The sequence below is a fragment of the Bradyrhizobium sp. UFLA01-814 genome (assembly GCF_046718885.1).
GTDB lineage: Bacteria > Pseudomonadota > Alphaproteobacteria > Rhizobiales > Xanthobacteraceae > Bradyrhizobium > Bradyrhizobium elkanii.
Genome location: NZ_JAQOSR010000077.1, coordinates 18,027 through 39,343, shown reverse-complemented (window position 1 = coordinate 39,343; position 21,317 = coordinate 18,027). Strand labels below are relative to the sequence as shown.

The 21,317-nt window shown below is 65.1% G+C and carries 23 protein-coding genes; 18 read left to right on the top strand and 5 right to left on the bottom strand.

Annotation, left to right across the window (positions count from 1 at the left end):
* The first annotated feature begins 156 nt into the window (after positions 1–156).
* The 10 genes from PMN64_RS23115 to PMN64_RS23070 all read left to right on the top strand — a co-directional run bounded on the left by PMN64_RS23115 (position 157) and on the right by PMN64_RS23070 (position 8,698).
* Positions 157–963 (top strand): ABC transporter ATP-binding protein, encoded by an 807-nt coding sequence (locus PMN64_RS23115; protein WP_411782308.1) that lies wholly within the window; start codon positions 157–159, stop codon positions 961–963.
* A complete protein-coding gene (locus PMN64_RS23110) occupies positions 960–1,748 on the top strand; it encodes an ABC transporter permease (RefSeq protein WP_411782307.1) in 789 nt (262 codons plus the stop codon). The genes PMN64_RS23115 and PMN64_RS23110 overlap by 4 nt, the downstream gene beginning before the upstream one ends.
* A complete protein-coding gene (locus PMN64_RS23105; RefSeq protein WP_411782306.1) occupies positions 1,748–2,731 on the top strand; it encodes a 2-hydroxyacid dehydrogenase in 984 nt (327 codons plus the stop codon). The genes PMN64_RS23110 and PMN64_RS23105 overlap by 1 nt, the downstream gene beginning before the upstream one ends.
* Entirely contained in the window at positions 2,731–3,426 is a 696-nt protein-coding gene (locus PMN64_RS23100) for an AprI/Inh family metalloprotease inhibitor (protein ID WP_411782305.1), read from the top strand. Before PMN64_RS23105 ends, PMN64_RS23100 begins: the two co-directional genes overlap by 1 nt.
* Before the next feature lie 394 nt (positions 3,427–3,820).
* A complete protein-coding gene (locus PMN64_RS23095) occupies positions 3,821–4,192 on the top strand; it encodes a YciI family protein (RefSeq protein WP_028341794.1) in 372 nt (123 codons plus the stop codon).
* 13 nt (positions 4,193–4,205) lie between these two features.
* On the top strand, positions 4,206–4,556 hold the full coding sequence (locus PMN64_RS23090) for a YciI family protein (protein WP_411782304.1): 351 nt from the start codon (positions 4,206–4,208) through the stop codon (positions 4,554–4,556).
* Between the two features lie 16 nt (positions 4,557–4,572).
* Positions 4,573–5,871, top strand: coding sequence for an RNA polymerase sigma factor (locus PMN64_RS23085; RefSeq protein WP_411782303.1), 1,299 nt, complete (start codon positions 4,573–4,575; stop codon positions 5,869–5,871).
* Positions 5,872–6,066: 195 nt separating this feature from the next.
* Positions 6,067–6,444 carry a hypothetical protein gene (locus tag PMN64_RS23080; RefSeq protein ID WP_028341791.1) on the top strand — a complete coding sequence of 126 codons (378 nt, stop codon included), beginning with the start codon at positions 6,067–6,069 and terminating at the stop codon, positions 6,442–6,444.
* A gap of 194 nt (positions 6,445–6,638) precedes the next feature.
* Positions 6,639–7,667, top strand: coding sequence for a putative zinc-binding metallopeptidase (locus tag PMN64_RS23075; protein WP_018269137.1), 1,029 nt, complete (start codon positions 6,639–6,641; stop codon positions 7,665–7,667).
* The gene (locus PMN64_RS23070; RefSeq protein ID WP_028341789.1) at positions 7,664–8,698 is read left to right on the top strand and encodes an ATP-grasp domain-containing protein; all 1,035 of its coding nucleotides are present in this window, start codon (positions 7,664–7,666) and stop codon (positions 8,696–8,698) included. Before PMN64_RS23075 ends, PMN64_RS23070 begins: the two co-directional genes overlap by 4 nt.
* 10 nt (positions 8,699–8,708) lie before the next feature.
* On the opposite strand, the gene PMN64_RS23065 is transcribed toward PMN64_RS23070, so the two are convergent.
* The 3 genes from PMN64_RS23065 to PMN64_RS23055 all read right to left on the bottom strand — a co-directional run bounded on the left by PMN64_RS23065 (position 8,709) and on the right by PMN64_RS23055 (position 11,082).
* Positions 8,709–8,981 carry a hypothetical protein gene (locus tag PMN64_RS23065; protein WP_411782302.1) on the bottom strand — a complete coding sequence of 91 codons (273 nt, stop codon included), beginning with the start codon at positions 8,979–8,981 and terminating at the stop codon, positions 8,709–8,711.
* Between the two features lie 361 nt (positions 8,982–9,342).
* A complete protein-coding gene (locus tag PMN64_RS23060) occupies positions 9,343–9,969 on the bottom strand; it encodes a Crp/Fnr family transcriptional regulator (RefSeq protein WP_028341787.1) in 627 nt (208 codons plus the stop codon).
* A gap of 138 nt (positions 9,970–10,107) precedes the next feature.
* A complete protein-coding gene (locus PMN64_RS23055) occupies positions 10,108–11,082 on the bottom strand; it encodes a lytic transglycosylase domain-containing protein (RefSeq protein WP_411782301.1) in 975 nt (324 codons plus the stop codon).
* A gap of 187 nt (positions 11,083–11,269) precedes the next feature.
* On the opposite strand from PMN64_RS23055, the gene PMN64_RS23050 reads away from it, so the two are divergent.
* The 7 genes from PMN64_RS23050 to PMN64_RS23020 all read left to right on the top strand — a co-directional run bounded on the left by PMN64_RS23050 (position 11,270) and on the right by PMN64_RS23020 (position 19,583).
* On the top strand, positions 11,270–12,295 hold the full coding sequence (locus PMN64_RS23050) for a L,D-transpeptidase family protein (protein WP_411782300.1): 1,026 nt from the start codon (positions 11,270–11,272) through the stop codon (positions 12,293–12,295).
* 190 nt (positions 12,296–12,485) lie between these two features.
* Positions 12,486–13,289, top strand: a complete 804-nt coding sequence (locus PMN64_RS23045; RefSeq protein ID WP_411782299.1) for a dienelactone hydrolase family protein — start codon at positions 12,486–12,488, stop codon at positions 13,287–13,289.
* 211 nt (positions 13,290–13,500) lie between these two features.
* Positions 13,501–15,165 carry a thiamine pyrophosphate-binding protein gene (locus PMN64_RS23040; protein WP_411782298.1) on the top strand — a complete coding sequence of 555 codons (1,665 nt, stop codon included), beginning with the start codon at positions 13,501–13,503 and terminating at the stop codon, positions 15,163–15,165.
* 113 nt (positions 15,166–15,278) lie between these two features.
* On the top strand, positions 15,279–16,049 hold the full coding sequence (locus PMN64_RS23035) for an SDR family NAD(P)-dependent oxidoreductase (protein ID WP_411782297.1): 771 nt from the start codon (positions 15,279–15,281) through the stop codon (positions 16,047–16,049).
* 447 nt (positions 16,050–16,496) lie between these two features.
* Positions 16,497–16,763 (top strand): hypothetical protein, encoded by a 267-nt coding sequence (locus PMN64_RS23030; RefSeq protein ID WP_155258580.1) that lies wholly within the window; start codon positions 16,497–16,499, stop codon positions 16,761–16,763.
* Positions 16,764–16,958: 195 nt separating this feature from the next.
* Complete coding sequence (locus PMN64_RS23025; RefSeq protein WP_411782296.1) at positions 16,959–17,876, top strand: DMT family transporter; 918 nt, start codon at positions 16,959–16,961, stop codon at positions 17,874–17,876.
* 105 nt (positions 17,877–17,981) lie between these two features.
* Positions 17,982–19,583 carry a serine hydrolase domain-containing protein gene (locus tag PMN64_RS23020; RefSeq protein ID WP_411782295.1) on the top strand — a complete coding sequence of 534 codons (1,602 nt, stop codon included), beginning with the start codon at positions 17,982–17,984 and terminating at the stop codon, positions 19,581–19,583.
* A gap of 283 nt (positions 19,584–19,866) precedes the next feature.
* Here PMN64_RS23020 and PMN64_RS23015 read toward each other — a convergent pair whose 3' ends face one another.
* A complete protein-coding gene (locus tag PMN64_RS23015; protein ID WP_162832420.1) occupies positions 19,867–20,043 on the bottom strand; it encodes a hypothetical protein in 177 nt (58 codons plus the stop codon).
* 387 nt (positions 20,044–20,430) lie between these two features.
* On the opposite strand from PMN64_RS23015, the gene PMN64_RS23010 reads away from it, so the two are divergent.
* The gene (locus PMN64_RS23010) at positions 20,431–20,559 is read left to right on the top strand and encodes a hypothetical protein (protein ID WP_016847287.1); all 129 of its coding nucleotides are present in this window, start codon (positions 20,431–20,433) and stop codon (positions 20,557–20,559) included.
* On the opposite strand, the gene PMN64_RS23005 is transcribed toward PMN64_RS23010, so the two are convergent.
* On the bottom strand, positions 20,556–21,311 hold the full coding sequence (locus tag PMN64_RS23005; RefSeq protein WP_411782294.1) for a GntR family transcriptional regulator: 756 nt from the start codon (positions 21,309–21,311) through the stop codon (positions 20,556–20,558). The genes PMN64_RS23010 and PMN64_RS23005 overlap by 4 nt on opposite strands.
* Between the last annotated feature and the right edge of the window lie 6 nt (positions 21,312–21,317).

Here is a 21,317-nt window from a genome sequence, read left to right as displayed (position 1 = left end):
ATCCTAAGTCTCGTGGGCTCGGAGATGTGTATAAGAGACAGGGAGAGGGAGCCGACCGCCGCTGCCTCCCGAGTCTCCTATGCGGTCGTCACGTTGTTCGCCGCGTAGAGAGGTGTCTTTCTCAGCTCGGCTGCGCTCACCGCTATTCCGCCGTCGATGGTAGAGAGCGCCGTGCTGGAAACCGATGCCAGTAACCTCGCCGTGCGCCTGCGCGGCGTCAGCAAGACCTATGACAGCGGCGTGAGGGCGCTCGGGCCGCTCGACCTCGATGTGAGGCGAGGCGAGTTCGTCTCGCTGCTCGGGCCCTCCGGTTGCGGCAAATCCACCGCGCTGCGGCTCATTGCAGGTCTCGCCACGCCAAGCGCCGGCACGGTCGAGGTCTCGCATCATGGCGCGGAGCAGCGCGGCAGCCACCGCATCGGCTTCGTGTTTCAGGAGCCGACCCTGATGCCGTGGGCCACGGTGCGCGACAATGTCCGCCTGCCGCTGAAGCTCGCCCGTGCGCCCGCGAGCGACGCCGATGCGCGCGTCGATGCGGCGCTGGATCAGGTCGGGCTCGCGGAATTCGCGAGGGCCTATCCGCGCGAACTGTCCGGCGGCATGAAGATGCGGGTGTCGCTGGCGCGCGCGCTGGTCACCGATCCGGATGTCCTCTTGATGGACGAGCCGTTCGCGGCGCTCGACGAGATCACGCGCTTTCGCCTCAACAACGACCTGCTGTCGCTGTGGCGCAGCCTGCACAAGACCGTCATCTTCGTGACGCACTCCGTGTTCGAGTCGGTCTATCTTTCGGAGCGCGTGATCGTGATGACCGCGCGCCCGGGCCGGATCGGCGCCGAGTTTCGTATCACCTCGCCGCAGCCGCGCGGCGAGGAGTTCCGCACCTCGGCCGAATATGCCGCGTTCTGCCGCGAGGTCTCCAGCGCGCTGGCGCCATCCTATGCAGGGCAGGCGGGCGCATGAAATCCTCGCAGGACCTCGTCCGTTTTCTGCTCCCACTTGCGGTGTTCGCCGCCGGCCTCGTGCTCTGGGAAGCCATCGTCCGCGGTTATGGCATCCAACCTTACGTGCTGCCGAGCCCGCTATTGGTGCTGAAGACGCTGGTCGCGGACTGGCCGGTGCTGTCGCAATCGCTCGGCGTCACGCTGCTGACCACGCTCGAAGGCTTCGTTGCCGCCGCAATCGGCGGCATCGTGCTGGCGCTATTGTTCAACCAGTCGAAATGGCTGGAATATTCGCTATTCCCCTACGCCGTGGTGCTGCAGGTCACGCCCGTGATCGCGATCGCGCCGCTGCTCCTGATCTACCTGCAGCAGCAGACCGCGGTGATCGTCTGCGCCTGGATCGTGGCGTTCTTTCCAGTGCTGTCAAACACGACGCTCGGCCTCAATTCGGTCGATCGCAACCTTGCTGGATTGTTTCAACTTTATGGCGCCTCGAGACTGCAGACGCTGCTGTTCCTGAAGCTGCCCGCGGCGCTGCCCTATATCCTCGGCGGCCTGCGCATCGCCGGCGGGCTGTCGCTGATCGGCGCCGTGGTCGCGGAGATCGCGGCGGGCAGCGCCGGCGCCGGCTCTGGCCTCGCCTTCCGCATCGCTGAATCGGGCTACCGGCTGAATATTCCCCGCATGTTCGCAGCACTTCTGCTGCTATCGCTGGCCGGGATTGTCATTTATGGGTTGCTGGCGCTAGTTTCGCACCTGTTGTTGCGGCGTTGGCATGAAAGCGCGTTAGGAAAGGACAGTTGATGGCCCCGATTTCTTCCGAAAAGATCGATCTGTTGATCTATGGACCGATCAGGCCAATCCTCGAAAACGGCTTTCCCGATCAATACGTGCTGCACCGCGCCGAGAGCCGCGGCGACCTCGAGCGGCTGACGCCCGAGACGGTGGCCAAGATCCGCGGCATCGCCGTCACCTATCACACGATGGCGACCGACAAGACCGCGCTGGCGCTGTTTCCCAAGCTGGAAATCGTCGGCAGCTTCGGCGTCGGCTACGACCACGTCGATTCCGCCTATGCGCGCGATCACAATATCGTGGTCACCAACACGCCCGACGTGCTGACCGAGGAGGTCGCCGACGTCGCGATGGGCTTGTTGATCGCGACGTTGCGCGAATTCGTCAAGGCCGACCGCTATGTGCGCTCCGGGCTCTGGCAGACCCAGAATTATCCGCTCAGCGTCGGCTCGCTGCGCGACCGCAAGATCGGCATCGTCGGCATGGGCCGGATCGGCCAGGCGATCGGGCGCCGTCTTGAAGCCTCGCGGGTGCCGGTGTCCTATCACTCGCGCAATCCGTCCAAAGACGTCTCCTACAAGCACTATCCCGACCTGATCGAGATGGCGAAGGCGGTCGATACGTTGGTCGTCATCGTGCCGGGCGGCGCCTCGACGGCGAAGATGATCAATGCCGACGTCTTGAAGGCGCTCGGTCCGCGCGGCGTGCTGATCAATGTCGCGCGCGGCTCGGTGGTCGACGAGCCGGCGCTGGTCGCGGCGCTGAAGTCCGGCACCATCCTGGCCGCCGGTCTCGACGTGTTCGCGGCCGAGCCGAACGTGCCGGACGAATTGAAGGCGATGCAGAATGTCGTGCTGCTGCCGCATATCGGTTCGGCCTCGGTGGTCACGCGTAACGCGATGGACCAGCTGGTGGTCGACAACATCAAGAACTGGTTTACCGGCAAGCCGCCGCTGACGCCGGTTGCCGAAACGCCCGTCAAGGATCGCTGATGTCGTTGTCCCGCTTCAATGCCGTGCTGTGTCTGCTGCTGGCCGCGTGCGGTCCGGCAGCGGCGCAGGACGTCACCACGTTGAAGAGGGACATGATCGGGCAGTGGGAGCTCGCCACCACCGAGCGCAGCAAGACCTGCGTCGTGACGCTGAAGGGCGATACGGCGCCGCAAGGCTTCAAGCTCGAGCTCGAGCCCGCTTGCGCCGCCGCGCTGCCCTTCACCAAGGACATCACCGGCTGGAGCATCAGGGGCCTCGGCGACATCGTGCGGCTGCAGAACGCGGCCGGCGAGGCGGTGATCGATTTCACCGAGGTCGAGACCGGCATCTTCGAAGGCATGCGCACCAATGAGGGCGTCTATATCCTGCAAAACCTTGCCGCGGCGCGCTCGCTCGCCAAGTCGATGGACCAGATGATCGGCGACTGGTCGATGGTGCGCGGCAACGGCCAGGCGATCTGCACGCTGGTGCTGACCAACACCGACGCCGGTAACGACAATTTCCAGGTGTTCCTGAAAGGCAAATGCGATCCGGCGGTCGCTTCCTTCAACCCGACCATGTGGCGGCTCGATCACGGCCAGATGATCCTGATGTCGGCCAAGGGCGAGACCTGGCAGTTCGAGGCCGACGACAACGCCCAGTGGCGCCGCGTCCCGGACAGCGCCGATCCGCTGATCATGCTGCGGGAGCAGTAGGTCGGGTGCTGGCTTCGTAGCCCGCATGAGCGCAAGCGATATGCGGGGTGTCTCGCGCGGTTCCCGGGTATCGCTTCGCTCACCTGGGCTACGGGACTGCCACAAGCTCCGTGTCGTCCCTGCCTAGTGCGCAATTGCGCACGGGAGCAGGCACCCATAGCCACGATGCCGGTTGGTTTTGCGCGGCTGTGGCCGCGGCTCGCCTCAACAACTCAACTCTGTGGCTATGAGTCCCTGCTTGCGCAGGGACGACGATGAGGCCGGTACGATCTGCTTTTGCCCGAAAAAATAATTCCCGCCCCCTGTCGATTCACCCCCTCCCGGATCGTCGTTCCCCATAGCGAGCCGGTCTTGCGGCGATCATCGCCGCGTCTCGCCCAACAGGAGTTTTCCGATGCGCTTCATGTATATCGTCACCTCGCCCCAGCCCCCGGGCCCGCCGACGCCGGCGCTGATGGAGGCGATGGGCAGGCTTGCCGAGCGGGAAATCAAGGCAGGCCGCATGATCGACACCGGCGGGCTGTTGCCGGTCGCGATGGGCGCCCAGGTCCGCATCACCGACGGCAAGCTCAACGTCGTCGACGGGCCCTTCGTCGAGACCAAGGAGATGATCGGCGGCTACGCGATCTTCGAGCTGCGCAACAAGGAAGAGGCGGTCGCCGCCGCGGTGGAGTTCATGCAGCTGCACAAGGAGCACATGCCGGGCTGGGAAGGCACCTGCGAGGTTCGCCCGTTCGCCGGCTTTGCCGGCCAGTGCGGCGCGTAAAAGGAGCAGCACGATGCGCTTCATGTATGTCCTCGTGGCCGAGAAGCCGATGCTGCCGAATCCGCCGTTGCGCGAGGCAATCGGCAAGCTCGCCGAACGCGAGATCGCAGCCGGCCGGATGCTCGACACCGGCGCGCTGTTGCCGCGCACCGCGGGCGCGGAGGTGAAGATCAAGGATCGCAAGCTCACCGTCACCGACGGCCCCTTCATGGAGGCCAAGGAGTTGGTCGGCGGCTACGCCGTGTTCGAGCTGAAGGACAAGGAGGAGGCCGTGGCGCGCGCGGTCGAGTTCATGCAGCTTCATCTTGACCACATGCCGGACTGGGAATTGTCATGCGAGGTTCGCCCCTTCATGGAGTGTTGACGGTCGCGCCGACCGCATGCGGGAGGCCGGCGTGACGGAGGACGACGTCAAGCGCACCATCCTCGGTGTGTGGCGCATCGAGCAGCCGCGGCTGATCACCAGCCTGTCGCGGATGCTGCGCGACGTGCCGCTCGCCGAGGACCTGACCCAGGAGGCGCTGGTCGCCGCGCTCGAGCATTGGCCGCTCAGTGGCGTGCCGGAAAAGCCCGGCGCCTGGCTGATGGCAACCGCCAAGCGGCGCGCGCTCGATCAGATCAGGCGCAACCGCATGCTGACCGAAAAGCACGGCATGCTTGCGCATGATCTGGCGCGGGAGCAGGACACCATGCCCGATTTCGATTCCGCGCTCGACGACGATATCGGTGACGAATTGCTGCGGTTGATCTTCACCGCCTGCCATCCGCGTCTATCGCGGGAGGCGCGCGCAGCGCTGGCGCTCAGAATGATCTGCGGCCTCACCACCGAGGAGATCGCGCGCGCTTTCCTGCAGGCGGAGGCGACCATCGCCCAGCGCATCGTGCGCGCCAAGCGCACGCTGTCGGAATCGGGTCTTGCCTACGAGACGCCGCGCGGCGAGGAGCTGTCGGAGCGGCTCGCCTCCGTGCTCGAGGTCGTCTATCTCATCTTCAACGAGGGCTATACCGCGGCAAGCGGCGACGAATGGCTGCGGCCGCAGCTTTGCAACGAGGCGCTGCGCATAGGCCGCGTGCTGACCTCGATCGCGCCATCGGAGCCGGAGGCGCACGGCCTGCTGGCGCTGATGGAGTTCAATGCCTCGCGGATGGCGGCGCGCACCCATGCGTCCGGCGAACCGATCCTGCTGATGGACCAGAACCGCGCGCGGTGGGATCGCCTGCAGATCCGCCGCGGGCAGCTCGCGCTGGCGCGCGCCCGCGAGCTCGGCGGCGCCGGCGGCTTCTATGCGCTGCAGGCCGCGATCGCCGCCTGCCACGCCGAGGCCGGCACGCCTGACGCGACCGACTGGCGCCGCATCGCCGCGCTGTACGGCGATCTCGCCGCGCTCTTGGATTCCCCCGTGATCGAGCTCAACCGCGCGGTTGCGATCGGCATGGCCGAGGGGCCGCTTGCCGCGCTCGCGATCGTCGACGGCCTCGCGGATGAGCCGGCGCTGCAATCCTATCATCTGCTGCCGAGCGTGCGCGGCGATCTGCTGCATAAGCTGAGCCGTTTCGCGGAGGCGCATGCCGCGTTCGAGGCCGCCGCCGCGCTGGCCGGCAATTCGCGCGAGCGTGAGTTCCTCAAACGCCGCGCCGCGATCGCCGCCCGTGCCGCGCAGGATCATGGCTGCCGCTGACGGCTCCGCGATTTCGACCAAGCGAAACCTTGTAGCCCGCATGAGCGAAGCGACATGCGGGTCTTTGCCACGAGCGACCCCGGGTGTCGCTCCGCTCACCCGGGCTACAAGGTTGCTGCGGGTCGTCGTGTCCGCGATTTCGACTCAAACCTCTGGCATGTTCGGGCACGATGGAGCGGAATGGGAACTGTCACCATGACGAAGCCATCCGTGCTGGCGATCGGCCTCGACCCGACCTTCGTCGATCTGTCCGTCATGCCGCAGTTCACGCCCGAACTGGTGCGCAGCTATCTCGACGCGCAGATCGAGGGCCTGCGGACGCTCGGCTACGACGTCGAGAGCTGCCTGATCGACCTCGGCGATACGGCGGAAGCCGTGACGGCGGCGGCCCTCAACGCGCGCCGCTACGACTGCGTCGTGATCGGTGCCGGGCTGCGCGAGCCGCCGGAGCGGCTCTTGCTGTTCGAGACGATCCTCAATCTGGTGCACCGGCTCGCCCCCGATGCCGCCATCTGCTTCAACACCAGGCCGGCCGATACGGCCGCGGCCGTGCAACGCTGGGTCAAGCCTTAGGACGCAAGATGAGCGTCGCCTCGAGCCGGCGGATCGGGCCCGGCGCGCTGCCCGCCGCCCAAGGCGGACACTCGGGCCGGGTCCGGCCCGATGCCGGCATTGGCCGGGGGCCCGGCGCGAAGGCCCGGCGGTTGTTGCCGGCGGCAACCTATGACACCATTCAGAGTCCGATTTGTTTTAGACTTTGGAAGCCTATGCCGCGCCGCAAATTTGACTGGGAAAAGCTGACGGACGAGCAGTTGCTCGCGCAACCGCTGAGCCGTCTGAGGGTTGCCGTCGAGGGCACCTGGCTCGCCGATTGTGTGAATACGCTCTATGAAGAGCTCGAGGAGCGCGGCGTCCGGTTGCGGCCGCACACATGGATCTCGAGCGAATGGTTCAGCCCGGCGGATGTGCCCGGCATCGCGATCCCGTTCTACCTCGCCCATCCCCGCCTGATGAAGCTCGAGAAGAAGATGATGCTCGACGTCGAGGGCGCCTCGTGGTCCGAGTGCATGGCCATTCTCCGCCACGAGGCGGGGCACGCCGTGCAGCACGGCTACCAGCTGCAGCGCCGCCGGCGCTGGCAGCAGCTGTTCGGCCCGTCGTCGCAGCACTACCCGCGTTACTATCGACCCAATCCGGCCAGCCGCAATTATGTGCAGCATCTTCGGCTCTGGTACGCACAGAGCCATCCGGACGAGGACTTCGCCGAGACCTTCGCGGTGTGGCTGCGGCCGCGCTCGAACTGGCGGACGCGCTATGCCGGCTGGCCCGCGCTGAAGAAGCTCGAATATGTCGACGAGCTGATGGGCGAGATCGCCGGCAAGCGGCCGCTGCTCGCGACGCGCGAACGGGTCGATCCGCTGCATACGCTCAAGCAAACGCTCGCCGAGCACTACAGGAAGAAGCAGGCATTCTACGCCTTCACGCCGCCGAAGACCTACGACCGCGATCTCTCCAAGCTGTTCTCCGCCGATCCGCGGCATTATCGGCGTCCGCCGGCCGCGGCCTTCATCAGGCGGCACCGCGCCCAGATCAGGCAGCTGGTGGCGCGGTGGACGGGCGAGAACCAGCTGACGCTCGATGCCGTGCTTGACGACATGATCTCGCGCTGCCGCGAGCTCAATCTGCGTGCCGTCGGCCCCGAGCAGAAGCTCGTGACGAACTTCACCATTCTGCTGACCGCCAAGACCATGCACGCGCTGTTCGGCCCGTCGCGCCGGAAATGGATCGCGCTATGAAACAGCTTCGCATTCTGGTGCTGATGCACCCGGACTGTGTGCCGCCCGACTCCAGCGATGGATACAGCGCGCGGGAGATCAACGAATGGAAGACGGAATACGACGTCGTGAGCACCCTGCGCGCGGCCGGCCATGAGGTTCGTCCGCTCGGCGTGCAGGAGGAAATCAAGCCGGTGCGCGACGAGATCGAGGGCTTCAAGCCGCACGTCGTGTTCACGCTGCTGGAGGAGTTTCACTACGACGTCGTGTACGACCAGCACATCGCGAGCTATCTCGAGCTGATGAAGATCGCCTATACCGGGTGCAATCCGCGCGGCCTGATCCTGGCGCGCGGCAAGGATCTGTCCAAGACGCTGGTGCACCATCGCCGGATCCCGGTGCCGGCCTTCGCGGTGTTTCCGATGCGCCGCAAGGTCAAGCGGCCGCCGCGTCTCGAGCTGCCGCTGATCGTCAAGAGTCTGAGCAGCGATGGATCGCTGGGTATCTCGCAGGCGTCGATCGTCGATACCGACGAGAAGCTCGCCGAGCGCGTCGCGTTCATCCATGAGCGGATCGGAACGGCCGCGATCGCCGAGCAGTTCATCGAGGGACGCGAGCTCTATGTCGGCGTGCTCGGCAACAACCGGCTGCGGGTGCTGCCGGTGTGGGAATTGAAATTCGGCAGCATGGGCGGCCCTGCCGCGCGCCAGATCGCCACCGAAAAGGTCAAGCACGATACCAGCTATCAGGAGCGGGTCGGGATTGTCGACGGCCCGGCCGAGGACCTCACGCCGGAACTATCCGCCCATATTCAACGGCTGGCGAAGCGCATCTACCGGACCTTGGGGCTCGACGGCTATGCGCGCATCGACTTCCGCCTGTCCACCAATGGCGTTCCGTATTTCATCGAAGCCAATCCCAATCCCGAGATCGCCAAGAGCCAGGAGTTCGCGACGGCCGCCGGGCATGACGGGCTCAACTATCCAGATCTCCTGCAGCGCATCGTGACGCTCGGAATAAGCCGCGCCAAGGCCGGCGCATCGCTGGGCTGACTCGCGGCTGTTAAAGGCTGCGCTGCATCGGATGGCGTCGCGCATCTTTGGGGATGAACATCGCAAATGTTTCCCTAACGCGCGCGGCCGGCGTCACGTTGCCGGCGGCCGCGGACACAGGGGCTGCCGTGGGATGAAATGCGTCCGGTTCCGGCCAGCGCCGTGCAAGGACTTCGTTTACCGAAACCGGCATCGAGAGCCCATCACTGCGGCAGCTGTCGTAGACGTACAAACCGGCAAGAAAAATCGATACGACAACAAGGATCGTCCTGGAAATCGGCATTGTGTTTGCGCCTTCTTGATTGAGGCGAACAATGCCCGGCGACGGTGAACCGCGCGTTTAGCGCTCCGGCCGATCGGCCGATACGGTTCCCAACTCATGAACAGAGGCTTGCGTAAACGGCTCGCTTACCAATGCCTTCAAGGTTGCGGCAACCAGCTTTCCTCACCGGCGGGAAAGAAGTCTCTGGCATTGAGAGACCAACAACAAGACTGAGGAGGCACCATGTTCGTCGCCATTCGAGTCATGATCCTGATCGCCAGTGCATACGCCGGCTCGGCCGTTGCAGAGATGCAGTTTGCGCCGCTGCCGAGCCTTGCGGCGTCGTCCGCGCCGTAGCGCCGGCAAAGCGAGGCGGCGCGCATCACGCCGGATTGGGCGCCACCGCGCCGACCCCGATTGCGCGGGCTGCGTTTTCCGTCATCCTCGTCGCCGTCAAGCGCAGGAAATACAGCGACAGTCCCGGGTTGCGCTCGCACAGCTTCCTCAGCGCGCCGTCACTGATCCAGAGCAGATCCACATCGGTCGCAGCGAGCGCCGTTTGCGTGCGGCGGCGCTCGAGCGAAAACAGCCCGATCTCGCCGAACAGTTCGCCCGCCGATACCCCGCGATCGATCTCGGGAAACCTGACCTCGCCCGATACGACCATGTACAGCAGGTCGGCGTCGTCGCCCTTCCGGAAGATCGTTTCTCCCGCCTTCAGATGCTTCGGCTGCATGAACGGCTGCAGCCAGTTCGGAGAAAGGTCCGTCGCCGCAGCACGTTTCGCTTTCCGAAGCAGCCGAACCATCTGGAACAGCAACACTACGTTCAGCGGCAGCAGAATGATGTGCAGGATGAGCACCGGGTAGATCCCGTCGCCCAATCCATAGCTGATGAACGCCAGATTGCTGAATATCGCGACAGCGCGCAGGCTCAACATCGTACTCATGCAGAACGTCAGCAACACAAGCGCCGACGCCAGATAACCCAAACCATCGATCAACGTCATGACAACGCCCACTGGGAAATGAAAATTGCAAGCAAACCGATCTGAAAACGACCGGCAACATACACCAGTGCATTCATTTTCCTGAGCGGAAATATCGCCGGCCCGCATTTGCGGCGGTGCACGCGTCGTGACGCGGCCTCAGCTCGACGAACGTGCGCGCGAGGCGACGTGAACAGCCCGGCCCTTCGCCGGTTTTGCCCTGGCGGCGACGACGGTCGGGCGCGCCTTGCCGAGCCGGGCCGCGCCCGGCGAGCTCTTCCCGAGCACGAGCGCGAGCCGCCTGCGCGCGCGGCCGGCGACCGACCTTGCCGTCTCTCGCGCGGCCTCGGCCTTGCGGATGATCGTGGTCACCGCGGACGCCGGCGACGCTGCGACGAAGGCGACATCCTTCGCCTTCGAGAGGCCGCCGATGCCTTCGCACGGCGCTTCGCTCGGCAAGTCGATGCGGATGGCGAGCGTGTCGGCATGCTCGATCCAGTCCTCCGCCTTGGTGCCGGTGATGATCCGGACATAGTCGCGGGTCTCGCGCGGCAGCTCGTTCTGCTTGGCGAGCCATTTCTGGACGCGGCCGCTGCCGGCATTGTAGGCGGCCGCTGCCAGACCGAGATTGCCGAAATCGTCGCGCAGCTTGCGCAGCAGTCTTGCGGATGCGGGCAGCGCCTGCAGTGGATCGAAGGGGTCGTCGAGCCCGACTTCGGCCGCCGTCTCCGGCATGAACTGCGCAACGCCCTGTGCACCGGCATGGCTGATCTCGTTCGAGCGAAAACGGCTCTCCTGCCAGATCAGCCGCGCAAAGAACGCGACGGGAATTTCGCTCGCCTGCGCCGCGTCCTTCAGGCTGTGGCAGAATTTGTCGATCGCGGACAGCTGTGGCTCGGCCGCGGCGTCGCTCGGCTGCGCCGCAGGTGCGGGCGTCTTGTCCGCGTCCGTCGTAGCGGGCGCCTCGCTGGCATCAGCGCTTTCGATAAAGCGCGCGGCGAACGGAACGGCGTCGGATGTCGCGTCGCGCGAGAATGTCGGGGCTTGGGTCGAGGCATTGATCGAGCCGGGCGAACGATCGAAATCGAGCATCAAGACAAGGAACGCGGCAAGCGCCGCGATGACAAATCGCATTTGCTTCCAGAGACCTGAATTGTGATGTGGGTTGCGCGCAAATGCACTTCGGATCGCGACTTTTTGGCGAGTCGATTGCGGCGAAGCCGCGATATCAGCTGTTCCGCCGCGGAACTTCGCCGCTATTCGCATTGGAACTTCGACGCTTTCCGTAGCTTTACGGAAGGTAGCCACGTTGGGATACGCGATGTTCCGACCGTTTTCCGTTGCGCGTTTTGCTCTTGTCCTTTTGCTTGTGTCGGCCGCGCCGGCGGTGGCCGCGGGTCTTGATGCCGCCGCGATCAACGACGAGGCGGCGCCGCCGGCAAAATTGCCGGACCGCCGTCAGCTCAGCGCCTTCGTTGCCAGGCTCGAGATCCTGCTCGACCGCGCGCATTTTTCCCCCGGCGAGATCGACGGCAAGCTGGGCGACAACGCGCAGAAGGCGCTCAGGGCGTTTGTCGACGCGAATGGATTGTTCTTCGACAAGGCGATAACGCCAGAAATCTGGAGCAGCCTCACCGCCGCCAGCGACGGGCCTGCGATCGTCAGCTACACGATCGTCGATGCCGACGTAAAGGGGCCGTTCGTGAAGAGGATCCCCGCGAAGATGGAAAGCATGAAGAGCCTGCCGGCGCTGGGCTACACCAGTCCGCGCGAAGCGCTCGCGGAAAAATTCCACATGAGCGAGGCGCTGCTTCAGGCGCTCAATCCGGGCCGGAAGTTCGACAAGGCCGGCGAGACCATTGCGGTTGCGAACGTCGTCGATACCGCAAAGCCGCCGCCGATCGCGCGCGTGGAGGTCGACAAGACGCGGCAGACGCTCAGCACGTTCGATGCAGCAGGCAAGCTGCTCGGCTTCTATCCCGCGACGGTCGGCAGCGCGGATAAGCCGACGCCGAGCGGAACGCTGAAGGTGACGGCGATCAACAAGAACCCGACCTATCGCTACAATCCAAAATACGCATTCAAGGGCGTCAGATCGAAGACGCCGTTCACGATCAGGCCCGGTCCGAACAACCCGGTCGGTGTGGTCTGGATCAACCTCTCGGGAGAAGGCTATGGCATTCACGGCACCCCCGATCCCGGCAAGGTCTCCAAGGCGGAGTCCCACGGCTGCGTCCGGCTCACCAACTGGGACGCGCAGCGCGTCGCGGCCGGTATCGCGAAGGGCACGCCGGTTGTGTTCGTCGATAGCGCGGCGAGCGCAGCAACGGCGACCGAGACGCGCTGACCTTGACGCAACGTCGTTCACACATCAGCAACCGACAGAAATGTTCGGCGCGCTCGGCCTCGGGCCGGGCCCACGCGCGCTCGAGAGATGATGCGCAGCCCGCGGAGCAAAGCGGCTCCGCTTTCCGAGCCTAGCGCGGGATTCGCTGGTATGCCAATGTCGCGTCGTGCCAAACGCGCAGGAGGTCAACATGCGAACGATCATAACGAACATAGTGGGAGCACTCTGCGCCATCGCGATGGTCGCGAGCGCACACGCAGCGGTCAAGGAAGAGCCGGTCACCTACAGCGACGGCGAGACCACGATGAAGGGCTTCGTCGTCTATGACGACGCGACCCAGGCCAAGCGGCCCGGCATCGTCATGGTGCATGAATGGTGGGGCATCACCCCGCATATCCATAACGAGGCGCGGAAGTTCGCGGAGCAGGGCTACGTGGCCTTCATCGCGGACATGTATGGCGACGCCAAGACTGCCGACAACCCGAAGGATGCCGGCGCGCTCTCGGGGTCGGTGATGAAGAACCCGAAGGTGATGGAGCAGCGCTTCAACGCCGCACGCGATCAACTTGCCAAGCAGGCCTCGGTCAATCCGCAACGGATCGGCGCCGTCGGTTACTGCTTCGGCGGCGCGGTGGTGCTGAACATGGCGCGCACCGGCGCCGATCTCGCCGCCGTCGCGGGCTTCCACGCCTCGCTCGGTCTCAACACCCCCGCACCGGCGCCGGGCACCGTCAAGGCGAAGATCCTGATCCTGAACGGCGCCGACGACCCGTTCGTGAAGCGCGAGCAGTACGATGCGCTGAAGAAGGATTTCGATGCGGCGAAGGCCGATTACCGCATCATCGAATATCCCGGCGCGGTACACGCATTCACCAATCCCGAGGCTACCGAGCTCGGCAAGAAGTTCAATTTGCCGCTGAGATACGACGCCAAGGCCGATCAGGAATCCAAGGCCGAAGCCGCCAAGCTGTTTGCCGCCAACCTTAAGAAGTAAACCAAAGGGCCACCCGAACGGTGGCCCTTTCCATTCGTGGCTGGTTGGCCGCGGAAGTGGCAGGGCCGCGGCCTCGCTGGCGCGTTCGCGCCTTGAAGCCATGCGGAAGACGCAGCCGGCCGCGCGGATGCCAACCGTCTCGCACGGTTGCCATGGGCCGCTCCCCGGCCGATGATGCGCAAAACGGATCAGAACAATCGAGAGGGAGCGAATGCGCGGGCGTCGTGTGCTGATGGAATCGTTCGTGTCGCACGGCGTGCGTCATATCTTCGGCAATCCCGGCACGACCGAAACGCCGCTGCTCGATAGCCTGCCGGCATTTCCGCAACTCGAATACGTCATGGCGCTGCATGAAGGTGTCGCGGTCAGCGCCGCCAGCTTTTACGCGCAGGCGTCGAGGCGCGTCACCGTCGCCAACCTGCATGTCGCTCCCGGCCTCGGCAACGGCATCGGCTCGCTGTACGGCGCGCTGAAGGCAGGTTCGCCCGTGGTCGTCACGGCCGGCCAGCAGGATACCCGGATGCGGCTCAACAACCCGCTGCTCGGCCACGACCTTGTTGCGATGGCGGCGCCGGTGACGAAGTGGAGCGTGCAGATCGAGCGTGCCGACGAGATCGCGCCGATCATGCGACGCGCGTTCAAGGTGGCGACCGATGCGCCGCAGGGGCCGGTGTTCGTGTCGCTGCCAATCGACGTCATGGAACAGGAGACGGCGGTCGATGCTCTGCCGCCGGATAATTTGTGGCGCTCGACGCGCCCCGATCCGGCCGGCATCGAAGCGCTTGTCGCGCTGCTTCTGAAGTCGAAAAAGCCGGCCATCATCGCCGGCGACGACGTGGCACGTTCGGGCGGCGAGCAGGCGCTGGTGGCGCTCACGGAAGCGGTCGGCGCCACCGTGTGGTTCGAGGGGCTCCGCCACCACGCGCCGTTCCCGACCAGCCATCCGAGCTATCGTCAGTCGCTTCCCGGCGACGCCCGGCAGGTGCGCAAGGCGCTCGCCGATGCCGATCTCGTGCTGCTGATCGGCGGTCCGTTCTTTGAGGACATCTGGTTTGTGCCTGGTGGCCACATTCCCGACGGCGCGTCCGTGCTGCAGATCGAAGCCTCGGCCGAGCGCCTCGCGCTCAACAATCGGCTCGATGCCGGCATCGTCGGCGACATCGCCGTCAGCGTCAGTGCCTTGACGGAGGCGGTGCGTGCAAAGGCGAGCGCGGACTTCAGGCAGGCCGCGCAGAACCGCAATGCCGCGCTGGCCGAATTGCAGGTGAAGGAGAAGGAGGCCTACCGCGCGCGCGTCGAGAAAAGCTGGGACCGCCAGCCGACCGCGATGCCGCGCGTCACGGCGGAGCTGCGTCGCGGCCTGCCCGACGATGTCGTCATCGTCGATGAAAGCATCACGGCAAGCCTCGATCTCGCGCGCGCCTTCGACTATCGCGGCTTCGGCGATTATTTCGGCGGCCGCGGCGGCGGCATCGGCCAGGGCCTCGCCGGGGCAATCGGCGTCAAGGTCGCGATGCCGGACCGTCCGGTTGTCGCCATCTCCGGTGACGGCTCGGCGATGTATGCGATCCAGGCGCTGTGGACCGCCGCGCACCACAAGCTTGCGATCGTGTTCGTGGTGCTGGCCAACCGCGAGTACCGCATCCTCAAGCACAATGTGGACGTCTGGCGCCAGAATTTCGAGGCCGGCACCCAGCATCCCTATCAGAACATGGATATCACCGGCCCCGCGCTCGACTTCGTGCATCTCGCGGCCGGCATGGGCGTCGAGGCGGTCAGGGTCGAGAAGGCCGACGACATTGCCGGTGCCGTTGCAAAGGCTGTCGCGGCGCAGCGGCCGTACCTCGTCGAGATCGCAATCGAAGGCAAGCGCTAGAGCATGATCCGGAAAAGTGCGAAGCGGTTTTCCGACAAGATCATGCTCAAACAAGGAACAAAACGCGCGATGACGATTCGATCCGATCGCGTCGCGCTTTAGAGGAGTTTCTCATGGCAGGCATTCTGGACGGCAAGGCTGCATTGGTGACGGGCGGCGGCTCCGGCATCGGCCGGGCGACGGCGATTGCCATGGCGCGTGAAGGCGCGCGCGTGGCGGTGTCCGACCTCTCGAAGGATGGCATCGACGAAACGGTCGCCTTGATCAATGCCGCCGGCGGCCAGTCGATCGCGATCCAGGGCGACGTCACCGACGAGGCCGATGTCGCGAACATGGTGGCCCGCACGGTTTCGGCGTTCGGGCGCATCGATTGCGCGTTCAACAATGCCGGCGTTGCCGGGCGCTCCGTCGGCCCGCCCGGCCAGCGCATTCATGAGCTCACGCAGGCCTCGGTGGCCAAGATGTTCTCGGTGAATCTGATGGGCGTGTTCCTGTGCCTGAAATACGAGATCGCGCAAATGCTGAAGCAGGGCGGTGGCGGCGCCATCGTCAACACGGCCTCGATCGCAGGCCTGGTCGGCCTCGCGACGTCCGGCCACTATGTCGCGACCAAGCATGGTGTCGTCGGGCTGACCAAGTCTGCTGCGATCGAATATGCCCAGGACGGCATCCGCGTGAACTGCGTCAATCCCGGATACATCAAGACGCCGATGACCAGGGAGACGATGGACGAACGTTACGACGAGATCATCGCCAAGGTGCCGGTCCGTCGCCTCGGCGTGCCCGAGGAAATCGCCGAAGCCGTGGTCTGGATGTGCTCGGACAAGGCGTCGTTCATGACAGGCGCATCGCACGTGGTCGACGGCGGCTACAGCGCGGCCTGATCTCTGAAGGCCTTGTTTACGTTAGTGGCCCATTTGCACAAAGCCACGTTGATCTTCGCGGCTTCAACGCTCTTGCTGTGAGTGGTGCATCTCAGCCAATATCGCGTTTGACAACGAAGAGCTTCGAGGTTAGGTGTTCAAACTCAATCGCATCGTCGGTTTCATCATTCTAGCAGCGCTCGTCTACGGCGTGCTCCAGGCTTACGGGTTACTTCCTGAGGGCGCACCTCGGCTGTTTCCTCAACGCAGCGGCTCGCCCGCGGCTTAAGATTGATGCCGCACATCCGAGCGCCAGCTCCTGGCTCAAGATGGAATTCGCGGCGGCGCGGAATGATGTCGGCCTTTAACCCGTAGCGGACATCGTCTGTCGCCAGTTCTGCCGCCTCCTTCGGCAAGGAACTGAAGCCGCTCCAGCCGGTTTGCTACGATCAGCCAAGGGAGGTCCGAATGCGGATCATTCTGATGACGACGATTGGCTGGGCGTTGTCGTGTGGATTTGCGATAGCCCAGCCCGATCCCGAGAAGGACGTGAACACGGCAACTGGACGCTCGGCACCGGAAGAAAAAGGTCAATTGCAGCCACAAGGATGGACCGGGCCGCTTGAAACAAGATCGGGTGGTGCGCCGCCGGAAAGCCCGCAAGGTCAAAGCCCGCCGGGAATGCAGGCAGCGCCGGACGGATCGACAAAGACGGTGGTCGAGCCGCGGAAGTAAGTCGCACTTCTTGTCTGTGAAGGTCAGCTTCGCCTAGAGCGACCGGCCGCAAGGTCGCCCTTTGGCCAGAGCGGACATCGCGGCAGCGCGGAGTGACGTCACCGCGCAGCCCAAGCGGACGCCGGCAGCGTTGCGCCAATCAGCCCTGCACCTCAATGGGTTGATCCGTCTCGGCAGCTCACGTAGTCGTTCGCGATGAACGAACGTCCGGCCAATGCCAAGGCTAAAACCCTTCCGGATCCGAAAGCCATCCTGATCGGGGTCGCCTGCGGCCTCGGTGCGGCGCTGTGCTGGGCGCTCGGCTTCGTGGCGACCCGGCATGGCCTGAAGGTCGGGTTCACGCCGGTCGACCTGCTGATGCATCGCTTCCTGTGGTCGGGCATTGCCTTCCTGCCGCTCGTTGTGCGCGCCGGCCTTCGCGACCTCTGCGGCATCGGCTGGGGGCGCGGCATGGCGCTGATGCTGCTGGGCGGGCCGGTGATGTCGCTGATCAGCTATGTAGGCTTCATGTTCGTGCCGCTGGGGCATGGCAGCGTGATCCAGCCGTCCTGCGCGACGCTGGGTGGATTGTTTCTCGCGGTCGTCTTGCTGAAGGAATCGGTCTCGCTCTCGCGCGCAGCCGGCGCTGTCGTCATCGTCGTCGGCCTTGCTGTGATCGGCAGCGAGTCGATCGGCCATATGGGGCCGAGCGCCGTGATGGGCGACCTGATCTTCGTTGCGACCGGCTTGATGTTCGCGGGCTTCGCCACGCTGGTGCGCCATTGGCGTGTCTCGGCGTTCTCCGTGGCCAGCGTCATCAGCGTGCTGTCGCTCTCGCTGTTTCCACTGTATGCCGCCTCGGGTGGGCTCGCTCGCGATGCGGCCATCGGCCTGCCTGAAAACGCGCTACAAGCCATCGCCCAGGGGATCCTGGCCGGGCCCGCGGCGATGTATTTGTTCGCGGTGTCGATCCAGCGCCTCGGCGTTGCCCGCGCAGCCGTATTTCCTGCGACCGTGCCGGTGTTGACCCTGCTGTTGGGATGGCTCCTGATCGGCGAGCCACCGACCACGCTGCAGGCGGCCGGGTTGGCCGCCGTGTTGGCCGGATTCTATCTCGCGCAGCGGCAGCGCTAAACGGCTTGCCGCTGTCCCGATTGGCGCGCCGTCGCGGCGACGATTGACAAGCGTGCGAGGGATCGCGGATGGTGCCGCTCTCTGCCGTGTCGCAATGAGACGCCGATGCAGGTTCAACGTTTGGCGCTGCCGATGCTTGCGGGGCTCGTGCTTGCAGCCTCGGCTTTGTCGGGCGCAGCCCAGGCGCAAGGTGCCGCCGAGCCGGTGCGGCCGACCTCGCAGTGGCAGACCTCGCAGTGGCAGACCTGGCAGTGGCAGACCTGGCAGTGGCAGACCTCGACGCCGGAAGAGCAGGGGATGGACTCCGCCGCGCTGGCGCGGCTCGTCAATTTTGGCACGGACCACGGTCTCGATAGCCTCCTGATCGCGCGGCACGGCCGGATCGTGCTCGACGCCTACTATGCGCCCTATACGCCGGAGATCCCGCACCTCTTCAATTCCGTCACCAAGGCGGTGACCGGAACGCTGGTCGCGATGCTGCTCAGGGATGGCGTGCTCGACAGCCTCGACCATCGCATGGTGGATTTCTTCGGCGATCGCGCCATCGCCAATCTCGACGACCGCAAGCGGGCGATCACGGTCCAGACCATGCTGGACATGACCTCGGGAATGGCCTGGACCGAAGGCGTCGAGGGTGGCCGGCCGGACTCGCTGATCGAGTGGGGGCGCAGCCCTGATGCGATCCAGTTCATCCTCGACCGACCGATGGCGAAGGCGCCGGGCGAGGCGTTCTATTACAACACCGGCAATGCGCAGCTGTTGGCCGCGATCATCAACAAGCTCACTGGCATGAGCGCGCGGGACTATGCGGTGACGAAGCTGTTTCGCCCGCTCGGGATAGCCGCGCCGTACTGGCACAGCATCGGCCCCGGACTGACGCAGGGCGGCGGCGGGCTTCAGCTCGCGCCGCGCGACGCGGCCAGGATCGGCCTGCTCTATCTGCATGACGGTGAATGGGACGGGCAGCGCTTGCTGCCGACCGGCTGGGTCGACCGCATCAGGCATGCGACGACGGACATGCACGCCTCGTTCGATCCATCGCTACGCTACGCCAATTTCTTCTGGGTGATGCCGCAGCGGCAGGCTGTCATGGCGGTCGGCGACCGCTGCCAGCTCGTCATGCTGTTTCCCGCGCTCGACATCGTCACGGTCGTGACCGCGCGCGACTACTGCTCGTTCGGCAGAATGGCCGACGAGATTTCAGGCGCGGTCAAATCCGACACGGCGCTGCCGGTGAACTCCGTCGGCGGCAATCAGCTTGCGAGCGCGCTGCGCGATATCGCAACCGAAAAGCCGTCGGCCGTTGGTGCCGTGCCCGAGACGGCCGCCGCCATCTCCGGCAAGACATGGCGCTTCCCGGCCAATGGCTTCAACTTGCGGGCGCTGACGCTGCATCTGACCGATCAGCCCGCGCACTACGAACTGGAAACGGCGACGCCGGATCCGGCAAAGCCGGTCACGACACTGGCGGGACCGATCGGGCTCGACGGTGCCTACCGTCTCGGTCAGCCAACGGCGCTCGGCGTGATGGCGCTGAAAGGGACGTGGCAGGACAACCAGACATTCGCGATCGACCTGCGTCTGGTCGGCGGCGATACCGACCGCCGATGGCTGCTGTCGTTCGATGGCGGCAAGGCCAGGCTCAGCGGCAAGGATCGCTTCGGCCGCGACGTGAAGGCCGATGCTGAAGCGCCGGGCGCGCAATAGCTCAAGCGCGGCCGCGTCTCTATCTTTTGGGCACATGAAGCTCGGCTTCCTTCGCGTCGTCCCGGCGAAGGCCGGGACCCATACGCCGCGGCGGAGTTGTAGCTGGGACTGGTCGTTGCAATAGTGCAGAAGGCGTCGTGCCCGCGCAGCGACCTCGCCGGCATGGCCGCAGGAAATCACGACCGGCGTACGCCAACACGCACACCGGCCATGTCGGACGGCCGCGCGAATCGACAATGCTAAGGAAACTGTGCGCCCGAGGGCTCTCAGCGCGGCGGCGACCTTATTGGTCCACCTTCGGCGTCTTGCCCGCAATGTCGAGGCCGAACCGGAGCGCGCGCTCCTGGCGCTCTTCCGTCAGCAGCTTCAATTCCCGTTCCAGCGACCGTGCGACCTCGTCCTGGGTTTCCTTGGAGCGGCGACGGGAGTCGCCTTGCGGTTTGGCCGGTTCGGCAGTCACGGGAGAAACCCTTGTCATCACAGTGTCACAGGCCCTGATGGCACGGCGGGAGTCGGGGCGACAATCAAAAAGAATTCAGTGGGCGCATCTTTGGAAGGTTTGCTGTGCGTCTGATTCAAATTTGGGCAGAAAATTCTATTAGGTGTTGGCTCGAATGGAGCCGAACCGCTTCGGCCCGCCGTCTCATCAATTCGGATGAGAGAGCCCGGTTCCGACGAAATCATTTCCGGATTCGCACGAAGGCGTCCTGAAACCGACAAGGTCTAACCTTAGTAGCGTTGTGAAGGACGGCTGCCTGGTGAGACGCTGAGGACCGCGGTGGTGAGATTCACGACCTGGGTCGCAAGGTCAGTCGGTCCTCCTGAGACGTTGGGGATGATCCCGGAAATGAAGAAGTTGAATGCTGTGCCTTATGTCTGGGCGGCCGCGCTGATCGCGGTCGCGATCTGGGGTGTGAGCGGCACCCCGCAGACGGCACATACCTCTGCCAGCACCCATCTGGCCCGGGTGCGCTAGAGCTTCGGGCGCAGCGAGCGCTGCATATCCATCGTGTAGGTGTAGCGCCCTTCGGGGTGCGTGGTGATGGTGACCTCGAACAGTTCCTCGCGCTGGCCGTAGTAGCGGCGTACCACGGTGAGCGCCGGCGAGCCGCTCTTGACGCCGAGCGCCCTGGCGATCGGCGCCGGCATGCCCCGCACGAAGATTTCCATCTGCGCGCGCTCGGTGACCTGGCCGTACATCCTGGCGATCTGCTCATGCACCGGGGTGCGGCCGTGGTCGCTGCGGGTCACGACATCGGCGAACCGGCGTAGCACATAGATCTCGGCCCAGCCGAGCGGGGCGGCGAACTGGTCGGAGCGGCGCACCGCCTCGATCAGGAACCAGCTCTTGCCGGGCTCGCATTTCAAAAGCCCGGCCAGCTTGCGGTCGGCCACGATGTCGCTGCTGGCCACGACCTCGCGGTAGGTCTCGTTGGAATAGCGCAGCCACTCGCCGAGCGACTTGACGCTGTGGGTGAACAGCACCGGCGGCTCGGATGCGATCACCACCGAGCCGAGGCCGGCGCGGCGCACGATCAGGCCCTGGTCGATCAGGATGCGCAGCGCCTCGCGCACGGTCTGCCGGCTGGCCTGGTAGCTCGCCATTAGCTCGGTTTCGGTCGGCAGCAGATTGCCGACCGCGTAGGTGCCGAGCCGGATGTCCTTCTGCAGCCCGGTGGCGATGTCGCGGTAGCGGGACGATCTCGCCCTGTCCGGTTGTTCAGACATGGCAGA

Excerpts from the sequence above, each read along its gene's own strand:
- PMN64_RS23115 (WP_411782308.1), top strand. The coding sequence starts at position 157 with ATGGTAGAGAGCGCCGTGCTGGAAACCGATGCCAGTAACCTCGCCGTG.
- PMN64_RS23110 (WP_411782307.1), top strand. The coding sequence starts at position 960 with ATGAAATCCTCGCAGGACCTCGTCCGTTTTCTGCTCCCACTTGCGGTG.
- PMN64_RS23105 (WP_411782306.1), top strand. The coding sequence starts at position 1,748 with ATGGCCCCGATTTCTTCCGAAAAGATCGATCTGTTGATCTATGGACCG.
- PMN64_RS23100 (WP_411782305.1), top strand. The coding sequence starts at position 2,731 with ATGTCGTTGTCCCGCTTCAATGCCGTGCTGTGTCTGCTGCTGGCCGCG.
- PMN64_RS23095 (WP_028341794.1), top strand. The coding sequence starts at position 3,821 with ATGCGCTTCATGTATATCGTCACCTCGCCCCAGCCCCCGGGCCCGCCG.
- PMN64_RS23090 (WP_411782304.1), top strand. The coding sequence starts at position 4,206 with ATGCGCTTCATGTATGTCCTCGTGGCCGAGAAGCCGATGCTGCCGAAT.
- PMN64_RS23085 (WP_411782303.1), top strand. The coding sequence starts at position 4,573 with ATGCGGGAGGCCGGCGTGACGGAGGACGACGTCAAGCGCACCATCCTC.
- PMN64_RS23080 (WP_028341791.1), top strand. The coding sequence starts at position 6,067 with ATGACGAAGCCATCCGTGCTGGCGATCGGCCTCGACCCGACCTTCGTC.
- PMN64_RS23075 (WP_018269137.1), top strand. The coding sequence starts at position 6,639 with ATGCCGCGCCGCAAATTTGACTGGGAAAAGCTGACGGACGAGCAGTTG.
- PMN64_RS23070 (WP_028341789.1), top strand. The coding sequence starts at position 7,664 with ATGAAACAGCTTCGCATTCTGGTGCTGATGCACCCGGACTGTGTGCCG.
- PMN64_RS23065 (WP_411782302.1), bottom strand. The coding sequence starts at position 8,981 with ATGCCGATTTCCAGGACGATCCTTGTTGTCGTATCGATTTTTCTTGCC.
- PMN64_RS23060 (WP_028341787.1), bottom strand. The coding sequence starts at position 9,969 with ATGACGTTGATCGATGGTTTGGGTTATCTGGCGTCGGCGCTTGTGTTG.
- PMN64_RS23055 (WP_411782301.1), bottom strand. The coding sequence starts at position 11,082 with ATGCGATTTGTCATCGCGGCGCTTGCCGCGTTCCTTGTCTTGATGCTC.
- PMN64_RS23050 (WP_411782300.1), top strand. The coding sequence starts at position 11,270 with ATGTTCCGACCGTTTTCCGTTGCGCGTTTTGCTCTTGTCCTTTTGCTT.
- PMN64_RS23045 (WP_411782299.1), top strand. The coding sequence starts at position 12,486 with ATGCGAACGATCATAACGAACATAGTGGGAGCACTCTGCGCCATCGCG.
- PMN64_RS23040 (WP_411782298.1), top strand. The coding sequence starts at position 13,501 with ATGCGCGGGCGTCGTGTGCTGATGGAATCGTTCGTGTCGCACGGCGTG.
- PMN64_RS23035 (WP_411782297.1), top strand. The coding sequence starts at position 15,279 with ATGGCAGGCATTCTGGACGGCAAGGCTGCATTGGTGACGGGCGGCGGC.
- PMN64_RS23030 (WP_155258580.1), top strand. The coding sequence starts at position 16,497 with ATGCGGATCATTCTGATGACGACGATTGGCTGGGCGTTGTCGTGTGGA.
- PMN64_RS23025 (WP_411782296.1), top strand. The coding sequence starts at position 16,959 with ATGAACGAACGTCCGGCCAATGCCAAGGCTAAAACCCTTCCGGATCCG.
- PMN64_RS23020 (WP_411782295.1), top strand. The coding sequence starts at position 17,982 with ATGCAGGTTCAACGTTTGGCGCTGCCGATGCTTGCGGGGCTCGTGCTT.
- PMN64_RS23010 (WP_016847287.1), top strand. The coding sequence starts at position 20,431 with ATGAAGAAGTTGAATGCTGTGCCTTATGTCTGGGCGGCCGCGCTGATC.
- PMN64_RS23005 (WP_411782294.1), bottom strand. The coding sequence starts at position 21,311 with ATGTCTGAACAACCGGACAGGGCGAGATCGTCCCGCTACCGCGACATC.